This is a genomic window from Natrinema longum (assembly GCF_017352095.1).
Lineage (GTDB): Archaea > Halobacteriota > Halobacteria > Halobacteriales > Natrialbaceae > Natrinema > Natrinema longum.
Map to the genome: position 1 here is coordinate 3480990 of NZ_CP071463.1, position 12798 is coordinate 3493787.

The following is a 12798-nucleotide window of genomic DNA, read 5'->3' on the forward strand; positions in this document are numbered from 1 at the left end:
AACCCTCCGGACCGCCAGTAGCCGTCGAAGCGAGCGCCGACCGCGGTCCACGGTCCCGCCCCTCGATTCCGCCGCAGTTATGCAACGATAATGTCGTCGCTACCTGAGTCTTCCGCTTCGTCACCGGCAGTCTCGTCGACGTCCTCGGCGTCGGCCGCCGCTTCGGCGACTTCGTCGGGTTCGGCTTCGGGCGTTTCGTCCTCCTCGACCGCGGTCGTCCTCGTCTCCTCGCTACGTCGCTCGGGGACACGCGTCGGCGTCTCCGCATCGAGCTCGGCCTCGAGGACGCGGATCCGCTCTTTCGCTTCGATAAGTTCGTCCGTCAGCCCCTCTACCGTCGATTCGAGTTCCGCAACCGTCGATTCCAGTTGTTCGACACGGTTGTTCGACATATCAACTAGGGACCGGTCCGGCCACATAAACGTACGTCAGACGACTATAATATATCATACAGTTCAGCGGCCGACGGCGGCGGCCAGCGACCGGTTCCCGGTCTGTGGGTGGCCCGCGCCGCCACACGGCGGGACCGATTCAAAACGGTTCCTCGCTCCACCGGTGGTCGTCGTAGGTCCGGTCCTGTGCCGTGTCGAATCGATCCTCGAGCGTCTCCCGGAGCGACGCCTTTTCGGCGTTGCTGATCCGTGCGAGTTCGTCGGCTTTCCCGACGATCGTCGGCGGGCCGTGTGCGATGGCGACGTCCTGTAACAGTTGCAGCGTCAGCCGTTCTCGCGTTTCGGAGTCTTTGGTGAACGCGTAGGGTGCCTCGATCCGATAGAGGAGGTCGTCGCGGGGATCGTAGACGACGAAGAAGGTGACCTCGTAGGCCTCGTGCTCGAGGTGTCGGTCGACGCCGAGTGCGTCGCCCTCGGCCGACAGCGGCCCGTCGACGCCACCGCGTGAGCGGAACCAGTTCGTGTACGTCAGCCCCGCGGTGTCCCGCTCCCAGCGCTCGCCGTCGACGTCGTCGACGTACTCGCCGCGTTCGAGCAGGCGGGTGAACAGCGCCGAGTCGTCGCTCCAGGGGACGCTGATGTCGACGTCTCGCTTTGACTTCAGGCTCCGCGTGAGCACCCGCGTCGCGGGGTTTTTGACGAAGCCGACGAGCGGAACGTCCCGCTCGACGAAGTCTTCGACCAGCCGGACGTAGTTCTCCAGCACCGTCGTCGGCCGGGGATCCTCGAGCAGGAAGTCCGCGAGGTCGGGGTGCTGGTCGGCCCAGCGCAGCAGGCCGCGGGGATACAGCGGGCCGTCGAGGACGAGCAGATCCGAGACCGTTTCGGCGTGGTCGCGGGCGTGTTTGCTTTCCGCGAGGTAGAGTGCGAGGGCGTGGACGACGCCCTCGGCGAACCGCGGGAGCGGCGGGATCTTGACCGCTCGACTCCGGCTGTATCCCTCGTCGAACTTCCCCCACGACTCGTCGACGGTCATCGTCTCGTCGTTGGAGTGGACCGTCATCACGGTCGTTCGCGACCGGTGGAGGTCGAGGTCGCTCGGCGTCGCGCTCATGGCCGCCTGCGCGATATCGATGACGAGCCCGTTTTTGAACGTCGTCGGGTTGATCGTCCCCGCGTCGAGACCGTGTTCGGTCGGGAACTCGCGGTCGCGGAGGGCAACCCCCTCGCAGTCGACGACCCGACGGGCCTGCTCGTCGACCGGCTCGAGGACCGTCCGCCCGTCGTAGCGCAGTGGGTCGAGAAACTCCGCCCAGACGGTTTCGGCGAACGCACGACGGTCGCGCTCGTCGGCCCCGTGATCGATCCGCCCTGCGAGTCGCGCGATGCCGTCGAAGTGGACCGGATCGAGCGTCATGACAGGTGGCTCCCACCCGACCGGCAAAAAGCCAGTGGTCGTGGCGGCGAAGACGTTCACTCGAGCCCGTGTAAATTACTATCAGAAAGCGTATGTATGGGCGGTTCGAGGGTCGGCATATCCCGATGTCCGAGCGAGAGTCGGCGGCGGTCGAGTGCGGGGACAGTCCAGTCAATTGGCGACAGCACAGTTCCGGCGTCACCCTCTACGAGGAAGGTAACGCCGACGCCTGGATCCGGGCTGAGTTCGAGGCCGGGGTCGACCCCGAACACCGGCTTTTTATGATCTGTGACGAGTGTGGCGCGGTGTTCGCCCAACGGGTGAAACCGGGGCGAGGGACGACTTGCGGCGACTGCGGCGCAACCTTCGAACATCAGAACTGATGACACGTTCGACTCAGTCCGTTTCAGTCGTTGCTTCGGTCTACTGATAGAATAGCTGGCGTTCTCCCCGCTTGCTCGAAGGTTTCATTCTCTAGTGGAACAACTATCAGATTGGCGAATAAGCTAGGTTTGGCTGTATCTTTATATAAAAGTTGGATTAAGGACCATTAGTCGGAAGTCACTTTAGTCGACGTATGGGATGTGTTTTTACCAGTATACAGGTGGCTGATCGTGCCTCTACGAAAACGGACGACTCTCTAGAGGAGGTAGTTACCGCCAATCCAGACGACTTCACACAATAATCTTCACCATTAGCCGTTGAATCTCCCTCATTCAGACCAGAATATATTAAAATTACAACTTCTTTGATCGGCTTTGCCCGTTTCGGGAAGCGGGCCGTCGTCGGATCGAACAATTTATGATCGGCGGCATTCCGTACTATGTTCGGTTACTGTCGTCTTTCACCTCGTCATCGATGTAGTTGTCAATGTGGTTGAGAATCTTGTTTCGTGGAGCCGTATTATCATGGTTGGCCATCACGCAGAATGAGTATCGATCGTCACGGCACCGAACCGACGACCATGCACCCCGGCTTCGGCCATTGTGTCCCATCGCCGAGTCATAGGATACCCACCCAAGGGCGTAGGGATCCTTCCGTATCTCGAGTGCATCCTCGGCAGTCGACGTAGCGAGTATCTCGCTCCCGGTCTCATAGTGACCGCCGTCCTTATAGAGATAGGCGATGTCATCGACGATCCGCAGCACCTCCGTTGGCGATCCAACCCATCCACCATGTGCATCCCGAAACTCAAGTCGAGCATCATCTCCGTAGACGGGACGGTCACTGTGATAGAACACTTCGTTATTAATTCTGTCTGTTTTGCTGTCACCACCAATCTGCATACCAGTAGCGCCGACGGGCTCAAGGACAGTCTGTTGCACGTAGTCCGCGTACGATCGGTTGGTGACTTCTTCAATCAACTGTCCGAGGACAAGGTAACAGAAGTTCTGATATTCGTATCTGCTTCCCGGGGTGTATTCGACCGTATGCTCATTTAATATCTCAGTAATAACCTCATCTTGGGTCATTCCCTTCGTTCCGTCGTATACGGGGTAGTCCGATCCGAACTCGAAACCTGATGTCATAGACAGGAGGTTTTCGACGGTGATGTTCTCAAACAGAGGTTGATAACTGTGAGTAGCCAGCGGATATTTACTGTTGAAGATAGGCGGACCATTCTCTGAGAAGGTGTCTCCGAACACCGGATCGCCCAGCGAGATTGATCCGTTTTCAACGAGTGTCAGGACCGCCGCGGAAGTAAGTGTCTTGGAGATGCTACCGATTCTGAATCGGTGTGAGGAATCAACCTCCGTTTCCGATCTTGGATCAGCGTATATTTTTCCGAGGTGTATTCTGTCCGCAGTCGATCGAGAACCGTACCAATCGGTATTGATCGTACAGGAGAGCCCAGGGATATTGTAGTCTCTCATTAAATTCCAGATGGCTTCGGTATGGGGACTTGACGTGGCAGCGCTGGCCGTTCCGGTGAATAGACCGGCAGAAATTCCTGCGGCTCCCACTGATTTAATTACATTTCTCCTAGTGAGTTTTTTCATACTCTCTTCTGGCATAGGAAATTGTATGACCTCTCATTACTTATTACTTTCTATTATAATTGCATTTGCTGATTAGTAATGATATTTATAATATATTTTTATAAAATGGCGTATAAATAGCATCTTAATTGCGGTAGCTATTTAAGGATATGAATGGGTTTGCCGACGACAGACAACGACAGCTAATTAGGATACGCCGGTTTCCGATCCAGTATGGAAGCTGCGCTGATCGTCCTCGACGGCTGGGGACTCGGTGACGGCGGCAGAGATGCGGTTCAGGCAGCCGATACGCCGGTGTTCGACCGGCTCGCCGAATCGGGTGCGTACGGCCGCCTCGAGGTCGCGGGGCGGCGCGTCGGCCTCCCGGACGGCCAGATGGGAAACAGCGAGGTCGGCCACCTCAATATCGGTGCCGGCCGGGTCGTCTACCAGGAGTACACGCGGATCTCGGACTCGATCGCGGACGGCTCGTTCCGGGAGAACGACGCGATCAATACGGCGTTCGATCGAGCGCGGGCGAACGACGGCCGCGTTCACTTCCTCGGCCTCGTCAGCGACGGTGGAGTCCACTCGGATCAGGAACACCTGCACGCGCTGATCGAACTGGCGGCGGACCGCGACGTCGAGGCCGTCACCCACGCGATCACCGATGGTCGTGATACCTCTCCGACCGGGGGCCGGGAGTACCTCGGCACGCTCGAGGACGTCGTCGCCGAGCACGGCACGGGCGACGTGGCGACGGTCTCGGGCCGGTACTACGCGATGGACCGCGACCAGAACTGGGAGCGGACGAACCGGGCCTACGACGCCATCGTGAACCGCGAAGGCGAGTGGACCGCCGAGTCGGCGGTCGACGCCGTCGAGCAATCCTACGACCGCGGCGAGACCGACGAGTTCGTCGAGCCGACGGTGGTCGCGGAGCAGCCAGCGCTCGCGGACGGCGATGCGGTCGTCTGGTTCAACTTCCGCTCGGATCGCGCCCGCCAGCTCACCCGGATGCTCGCCGACATTCGGCCCGCGGACTGGGCGGACGACCTCGAGACCAGCCCGCCGGATGCGGAAGTCGTCATGATGACGCAGTACGACAAGACGTTCGACCTCCCCGTGGCCTACCCGCCGCACCAACCCGAACAGGTGTTAGGCGAGGTACTGGCCGACGCGGGCCGGACGCAACTGCGGATCGCCGAATCCGAGAAGTACGCCCACGTCACGTACTTCCTGAACGGCGGCCGCGAGGTCGAGTTCGACGGCGAGATCCGGACGATCGTCGAGAGCCCCGACGTCCCGACCTACGATCTGCAGCCGGAGATGAGTGCGCCCGAGGTGACCGACACCGCGATCGATACCATCGACTCCGACGACCCGGACGTGCTCGTGCTCAACTACGCGAATCCGGACATGGTCGGCCACACCGGCGACTACGAGGCCGCGATCGAGGCCGTCGAAGCCGTCGACGCCCAACTCGGTCGGCTCGTCGCGGCGCTCGAGGACGCCGGCGCACACGTCCTCATCACTGCGGATCACGGCAACGCGGACGACATGGGAACGGCGGAAGACCCCCACACCGCGCACACGTACAACGAGGTCCCCCTGATCTACCAGGCAGCCGACGGAACCGCGGGAGGGCGAACGATTCGTGACGGCGGAACGCTCGCCGACATCGCGCCCACGATCCTCGAGGTGATCGATCTCGAGCAACCCCCCGAAATGACCGGCGAGTCGCTGCTCGAGTGAGCGCGGCGTCGGCCTGTCGGGCTCTGGCGACGGGACGACGCGCCAGCCTCGGGTCCCCAGCGGGCCACAACACCGAAGTCGCTGTGCTCGTACCCTCCGTAGCATGGGTGCAGTTCCGTGGCCGGCTGCTGGGTCGATCCTCTCCGGCGTCGGAACGCTGTTTTTGCTCCAGTATCTCCGCCAACACGGGGGGAAACCCGGCGCGGACTGGTTGTTGGTGGCACTGCTCGCACAGGCGCTGTGGTGTTTCTCGTATGGCATCGGGCTGTTGGTCTTCGATCCCACGTTGCGGTGGGGCCTCGAAGTCCTGACCTGGACCGGCATCGTCTGGACCGGGGTGCCGTTTTTGGCCTTCGGCCTCGAGTACACCGGTCGCGGCTCGCTCGTTCGAACGCCCTGGTTCGGATCGCTGGTCCTCGTCCCGGTGATCACGACGGTACTGGTCGCGACGAATCCGCTCCACGAAATCGTCTGGAGCGGGTTCCGAATCGATCCGGTCTACGGCGCGGCGACGGTGTCCTACGACCTCAACGCCTGGGCGTTCTTCGCGATCATGGTCGGGACGGTCTTTGCGGCGTCGGGAACGTTGCTCCTGTTCGATACGGTCATCAGCTACGGCCCGCTCTACCGAACGGAGGCGCTCGCGGTCGGACTCAGTACGCTCCCGCCGGGGGTCGGTCTGCTCGTGTGGCTCTTCGGACTGGGCCCGGTCGATCAGCTCAACCTCTCGGCCGTGCTGTTTCTCCCCCACGTCGTGCTCGACACCTACGCGTTCGTCGGCGGAAACATGTTCACGTACAGCCCGTCGGTCCAGCGCACGGCCGATCGATCCGCCATCGAAGAGCTCGAGAACCCGTTTCTCGTCGTCGACACGGACGAGCGGATCGTCGACTGCAATCCCGCGGCCGAAACGGCATTCGATGTCGCGAAACCGGGCGTTCTGGGCGAACCGCTCGAGCGGGTGACCGGCCTGACCGTCGCTGACGCGGATGCGCGGATCATCACGGATACTGACGGCGGCGACCACCGGGAGCTCACCGTCTCGACGTCACAGCTCAGAAACGAGTCCGAACGGATCGTCGGTCACACGCTCGTCCTGCAGGATATCACCGACCAGCGGCGACGCGAACAGCGCCTCGAGATCCTCAATCGGGTCCTTCGTCACAACCTCCGAAACGATCTGACCGCCGTCCGGGGCTACGTCGGGATCGCCGCCGACCGCGTCGACGACGACGAGCTCACGGCGATGCTCGAGGGAGTCCACGACGACGTCGATGAAGTTCTCGCGATGGCCGAGAAGGCCCGCACCTTCGAGCGTGCGATCGAGACGACCCCGTCGGCAGCGACGGTGACCGCCCGTGATGTCTTCGAGTCCATCGCAATCGATCTCGAGGCCCAACAGGAGGGGCGCGTCGACGTCGCAGTGCCGGCGGCGCTGACCCTCCGGACGAACCGGGAGCTGTTCGCGGTCGCATTCGCGAACCTCGTCGAGAACGGACTCGTCCACAGCGACGCGGACGATCCACACGTGACGATCGACCTCGAGAGCGCGGCGGCCGATCGAACCGCCGTCTTCACCGTTCGCGATAACGGCCCCGGCATTCCGGCACACGAACTCGCCGTCCTCGAGCGGGGCGAGGAGACCGCCCTGGAACACGGCAGCGGACTGGGGCTGTGGATCGCCTGGTGGGCCGTGACGGCACTCGGTGGCGATCTTTCCTTCGAGACGGAGACGGATGGCACGACCGCGGTCGTTCGTCTTCCCGGCGTTCTCGAGTCTACGGAGGCGGATAGCGCGGTGACGCAGCCAGCGGGGGAATAGACGTCACGGGGACCACCGGACGTCTCGGTACTGGAACGGCTGGTTCCCGAGTGATATATACGCCACATACGAACGTTCAATAAATCGGCGAGGATAGGGTCGTCCGGACCCGTTTCGATATGTCCCAGTCAACTCCCGCCCCCGATACGGACGAGTCAGTCGTCGACGCGTACGTGTTCGACGTTCGAATCGTCGAGATCGACGCGATCGACGGCGACGACTCGCGGTACCGATTCGAGGCACCGAACCACACCGAGGTCACGTTCGACGACCTCGAGGATGCTCGCCGCTACGCGGACGTCTACTTCGACGTCAACGGCTTCGTCGAGGAGAACACCGGTGAACGCGGCGTCCCACCCGAAATCGTCCAGGCCGGCAAGGATACCCTCGCTGCGTACCTCACCACGTGCCCCTGGGCGGACGGCAACTGGGTCGCGTCGTTCTACGGGACGACCCCTGCGGAGATCGACCGGTACTGTTCGTGGGTCCGTGACCGGGCCGACGAGATACGAACGCAGATCGAGGAACGCGACTTCGAGTAGCCCTGCCTCGAGTCGTCTCGAGCGCGGTTGACGCTCTGTTCTGTGGGTACTGCCTGGGGATGGCCGTCGCTTCGCCAGAAGCGACCGGCACACTCGATCGATCCGACGGAACTGCTCGATGTCCACTCGAGGAGATGTGGAGTGATCCCGATCGACGTGTCGGTACAGTCCCCGCTCAGTATGATCGTATAGCGGTCGGTACCGCTCATAGCGATCTATTACATTGCATGGCAATAGTAGCGTTCGACGGAGTTATTTCTTGCATATATCTATATTATAAAATCTAACTATAGTACCGAGAGTCGTTTCTGTCGCATATGGTCGAATTTACCAGGCGGACGCTGATGGCAACATCAGCGGCGGCTGCGATCGGCGTTGGAGCGATCGGGACGGCAACCGCGGCTGACGCCGATACTCCAGGTGCACCGACGATACGCGGGGACCTCCAGCGGCTCGCGACGACGGCCCGCGGTGCCGAAGTGACTGGCCCGTTCGTCTTCGAGAACGGCGAAGTACTGTTCAGCCTGCAGCATCCGAGCCGGGACAATCCGGAGCCGTACGATACGGCGGCCGTCGGGGTCCTCGCCGGCCACCAGTTCGAGTTCAACGGCAAGAACGACGAGTTCGACGCACTCGAGGCTCCCCGGTCTGCTGACGCACAGGGACGAGTCCAGGTCGCTGGCGGTGAGTACGACATCCTCGTCCAGGAAGGGGTGCCGATCGCCGGCGGCGACGGGAAGTGGGGCCACCCGGAGACGCCCGACGGCACGGATATCGCCGCGTTCGACGGCAGTCGGTACGGTGACGTCGGCTACAACCCCGACATGAACTTCTTCGTCCCGACCGACGATGAGGGGCTCGAGGGGTATCTGTTTACGAACAACGAGACGAGTCCCGGAAGCATCACGCGCACGCCGATCAGCCGCGACGAGGACGGCTGGGAGGCCGACCTCGAGAACGCGCTGAACCTCGAGAACCTCGCGGCCTTTCGTGAAATCGGCGGCACCCGGATCAACTGTTATGGCGATCTGAGCCCCTGGGAGACGCCGATGTCCGCCGAGGAAGACTACGGCCACCCGCGCGTATCGGGGCCGGCGACGGTGAGCGACGTCGTCGACGCCGAAAGCGGCGTCGGCGTTCGTGGCGCGGCAGCGTTCTGGAACCGTCCAAACCCGACCGAGATCGGGAACTCGATCGAGGAACTGTTCGAGGAGAGTTGGTACCCACAGGGAACGTGGGCGCTGGCGGGCCTCGAGATGCAGGCCTACTATCTCGGGGCCGAGCCGGTCGATCAGGACGGCGAGACGAACACGACCGATCCCATCGGCGACGGCTATCCGAACCGGTATCGATACGGGCACATCGTCGAGATTACCGAGCCGACGAGTGCGGAGCCGACCCCGGTCAAACACCACGCCATGGGTCGGGCCGCCTTCGAGTGCCCCGAGTTCATGCCCGACGAGCGGACCGTGTATCTCGCTTCCGATGGCGCGAACAAGGGTCTCTACAAGTTCGTCGCCGAGGAGCCGATTCCGAGCTACGACGACCGGATGGACGTCCGCGGGACGCTGTTTGCCGCCCGCGTGACTAACGAGGACGCTGCGAAGAACCGGCCACCCGCCGACGTCGACCTCGAGATCGAGTGGGTGGAACTGGGCACCGCGAGCAACGCCGAGGTCGAGTCCTGGATCGCCGACTACGACGATCTCACGCAGGTCGATTACCTCGAGACCCACGCCGAGACCGACTGGGCCGAGGACCTCGAGACCGCACTGGCGGAAGCCGACGAGGAAGTCGCGATCAACGGCAACCAGGATTACATCGCAGATGCGGACATCCTCGAGTGGGCCACACAGTACGCAGAGGAGGGTCCCAATGGGGTCGACGAGGATCTCCGTCGGGTCCCGTTCCTCGAGACGCGGGCCGCAGCGAAAGCGATCGGTGCCAGCGTCGAGTTCCGCAAGGCGGAGGGAATCGACTCGCTCGACGACGCCGAACCCGGCGATTTCCTCTACGTCGGTATCTCGGAACTCAACGATGGCATGGCCGACGACGCGGGAGACGTTCGGATGGAACGCGTCGACGGCGGTGTCGTCTACCGGGCCGAACTGGAGTCCGGCTACGACGTCTCGACGCTCGAGCCGGTCGTCGTCGGCCCGGATGCGACCGATCGCGAGTCGGTCGTCGACGCCGCGCCGATCAACGTCGACAACGTGATGGTCCTCGACGACGGCCGCGTCCTCCTCTGTGAGGACAAGGGAAGTTTCGGTCGCTCGTATCCCAACGACGCGCTGTGGGTCTACGAGCCGCCGACATCGCTTCACGTCGACTCCGTCGCGATCAGCCAGGCGACGAGCGGCGAAGCAGACCTGACGCTCTCGTCGGTCCCGAACGGGCTCGCCGGCGGTCGAGTCTCCGTCTCCCTCGAGCACACGGACGTCGCCGAAATCGTGGGCGCGAGCTATCACGACGCGCTCGAACTCACCGCCGGACCGACGATCAGCGACGACGGATCGACGGTCGAGTTCCGATTCGCAGACATCGACGACGAGATCGAACCCGGTACGACGGACGTCACGCTGGCGACCGTCGAACTCGAGGGCGTCGGCGGTGGAACGACAGACATCGCGGCCGACGTACGATCCCTGGACGACGACGAGGGGACTGCGATCGAAGCCCAGCCTCGGCCCGGCGTGGTCGTCACTGGCCCGCCGCCGGTCGGCGGAGGCGGTACCGGTGGACGGGCTCCGACCGACCCCGATGGCGACGGGACGTTCGAGGACATCAACGGGAACGGTCGGCTGGACTACGACGACATCGTCCTCCTCTTCGAACACCTCGACGACGAGTCGATCACGCTCAACGTCGACGCCTACGACTTCAACGACAACGGCCGCATCGACTACGACGACATCGACGAACTGTACGACGAACTGTGAGCGATAGATCGCCACGACATCGGGTCGGCGCGCTCGCCGTCGCCCTCGCGGTCGGGCTTGCGGTCGGGCTCCCGGTCGCGGTCACGGCCGCGAGCGGTGGGGCGGCTCTCGGCATCGGAGCAACCACGGAGACCGGAAGCAGTCTCGTCGTCGCCGACGCGACCGTCGAACCCGGAGCGACCGCGACCCATCGCATCGCGCTCACCGACGCCCCGGACGGCCTCGCGGGCTTCGAGATCACGCTCGAGCTATCGACCGACGCTGCGACGGTCTCGAACGCCAGCTATCCCGACACGTACGGGAAGACGACCGATCCCGTCGTAAGCGACGACGGACAGTCGGTAACCGTCGAGGCTGCCGACCTCACCGACGAGGTGACTCCCGGTGCGACCGACGTCACGCTCGCGACGGTCGCAGTGACCGGAACCGACACCGGCTCGGCGACGCTCGAGATCACGGAGCTGCAAGTCGACGCGGACGGCGGGTCCCGCATCGACCCCGTGCTCGAGGCCGGAACGCTCACCGTCGACGACGGGACACCGGCGTCCCCAGAGAGTGGGAACGGCGACGCCGACGGCGGTACCGATTCCAGTGATGGGAGTGGCTCGGGTGGCTCGAACCGGGGTTCGGGTTCGGACTCGGTCTCCGGCTTCGAGGGCGGGACCGCGCTCGTCGCGATCGGCCTCCTCGCGGCAGCCCTGCTCGCGCGGTCCCGGTGACCCGCTTGGCCAATTCTTTCGACGCCTCCCTCGACGCGGCGGTCCCGTGGTGAGTGCTGTGTTCGGTCCCGGTACAGGGGTCGCGATCACGCGACGGCGACCGAAACGCGACTCGGACGGTTCTGTCGATTGGTTTATTCGACGGTCCTGAGAAGGAGGTCTCGTGCTCGAAATCGTCACGCTACTCCTCATGGCGGCCGTCGGGACGGCGGTCGTGTGGAAAGGGAGTTCCTGGCTCGAGGATTCGGCGAACAAGCTCGCGGTCGCGTACGGGCTGCCGGCGGTCGTTCAGGGTGCCGTCATCGCCGCGGTCGGCTCGAGTGCGCCGGAACTGGCGAGCGTGTTGCTCGCGACGCTGGTACACGGGGAGTTCGAACTCGGGGTCGGCTCGATCGTCGGCTCGGCGGTGTTCAACCTCCTCGTGATTCCGGGGCTCGCGGTCGTCGTCGCCGGTGGCGTGGTCGACACGACGCGCGAACTGGTCTACAAGGAGTCGCTGTTTTACATGCTCGCGGTCGCCGCCCTGCTGTTGACGTTCTCGCTGGCGGTCATCTACAACCCCGTCGACGAGGCCGGCGTCCGCATCGGGGGTTCCGTCTCGAGACCGCTCGCCCTGTTCCCGCTCGCCCTCTACGGCCTCTACCTGTTCACGCAGTACTTGGACGCCGCGGAGTCGGAGCAGCAGGCGGACGGGACGATTCCGCTCGCGCGCACGTGGTTCTGGTTCGTCGTCGGGCTGGCGTTCATCGTCGTCGGCGTGGAAGCGCTCGTTCGGGCGGCGATCGGCCTCGGGGACGCATTCGGGACCCCCTCCTTTCTCTGGGGGATGACCGTCGTCGCCGCCGGCTCGAGTCTGCCGGACACGTTCGTCAGCCTGACGGCCGCGCGGGCCGACCGACCGACGGTCACGCTGGCGAACGTCCTGGGCAGCAACACGTTCGACCTGCTCGTGGCCGTGCCGGTCGGCGTCGTCGTCAAGGGGGCACTGACGGTCAACTTCGCCAACATCGTTCCGATGATGGGGTTTCTCGTCCTGGCGACGGTCGCGTTCTTCGCGATTTCCCGAACCGGGATGGCCCTCACCAGACGCGAGGGGTGGCTGCTCTTGGGACTGTACGGGGCGTTCGTCTGCTGGCTGCTCGTCGAGAGCCTCGGCGTCGTCAGCGTTCTCTGACGCGGACGGCCGCATCGTCCCCCGGACTACCGCCCGGCACTTCCCAGCCCGAGCGGTAC

General features: G+C 63.4%; 10 protein-coding genes. 7 read left to right on the forward strand and 3 right to left on the reverse strand.

What is annotated here, in order from left to right; genetic code table 11:
• Positions 1–77: 77 nt before the first annotated feature.
• The gene (locus J0X27_RS17290) at positions 78–392 is read right to left on the reverse strand and encodes a DUF7518 family protein (protein WP_207270378.1); all 315 of its coding nucleotides are present in this window, start codon (positions 390–392) and stop codon (positions 78–80) included.
• A 139-nt stretch (positions 393–531) separates the two neighbouring features.
• Complete coding sequence (locus J0X27_RS17295) at positions 532–1809, reverse strand: DNA double-strand break repair nuclease NurA (RefSeq protein ID WP_207270379.1); 1278 nt, start codon at positions 1807–1809, stop codon at positions 532–534.
• Between the two features lie 125 nt (positions 1810–1934).
• Between J0X27_RS17295 and J0X27_RS17300 the strand changes: the two genes are divergently transcribed.
• A complete protein-coding gene (locus J0X27_RS17300; protein ID WP_224214531.1) occupies positions 1935–2192 on the forward strand; it encodes a hypothetical protein in 258 nt (85 codons plus the stop codon).
• Positions 2193–2630: 438 nt separating this feature from the next.
• Here the strand turns inward: J0X27_RS17300 and J0X27_RS17305 are convergent, their stop codons facing one another.
• On the reverse strand, positions 2631–3824 hold the full coding sequence (locus tag J0X27_RS17305) for a serine hydrolase domain-containing protein (RefSeq protein WP_207270381.1): 1194 nt from the start codon (positions 3822–3824) through the stop codon (positions 2631–2633).
• Positions 3825–4022: 198 nt separating this feature from the next.
• Here J0X27_RS17305 and gpmI point away from each other — a divergent pair, with 198 nt between their 5' ends.
• From gpmI to J0X27_RS17335, 6 genes are all read left to right on the forward strand, one after another.
• A complete protein-coding gene (gene gpmI, locus J0X27_RS17310) occupies positions 4023–5543 on the forward strand; it encodes a 2,3-bisphosphoglycerate-independent phosphoglycerate mutase (RefSeq protein ID WP_207270382.1) in 1521 nt (506 codons plus the stop codon).
• Positions 5544–5646: 103 nt separating this feature from the next.
• Positions 5647–7365, forward strand: a complete 1719-nt coding sequence (locus J0X27_RS17315; protein WP_207270383.1) for a sensor histidine kinase — start codon at positions 5647–5649, stop codon at positions 7363–7365.
• A gap of 119 nt (positions 7366–7484) precedes the next feature.
• Entirely contained in the window at positions 7485–7907 is a 423-nt protein-coding gene (locus J0X27_RS17320) for a hypothetical protein (protein ID WP_207270384.1), read from the forward strand.
• Positions 7908–8224: 317 nt separating this feature from the next.
• Entirely contained in the window at positions 8225–10846 is a 2622-nt protein-coding gene (locus tag J0X27_RS17325; RefSeq protein ID WP_207270385.1) for an alkaline phosphatase PhoX, read from the forward strand.
• Positions 10843–11565 (forward strand): hypothetical protein, encoded by a 723-nt coding sequence (locus J0X27_RS17330; protein ID WP_207270386.1) that lies wholly within the window; start codon positions 10843–10845, stop codon positions 11563–11565. The genes J0X27_RS17325 and J0X27_RS17330 overlap by 4 nt, the downstream gene beginning before the upstream one ends.
• Before the next feature lie 163 nt (positions 11566–11728).
• A complete protein-coding gene (locus J0X27_RS17335) occupies positions 11729–12739 on the forward strand; it encodes a sodium:calcium antiporter (protein WP_207270387.1) in 1011 nt (336 codons plus the stop codon).
• Positions 12740–12798: the final 59 nt, after the last annotated feature.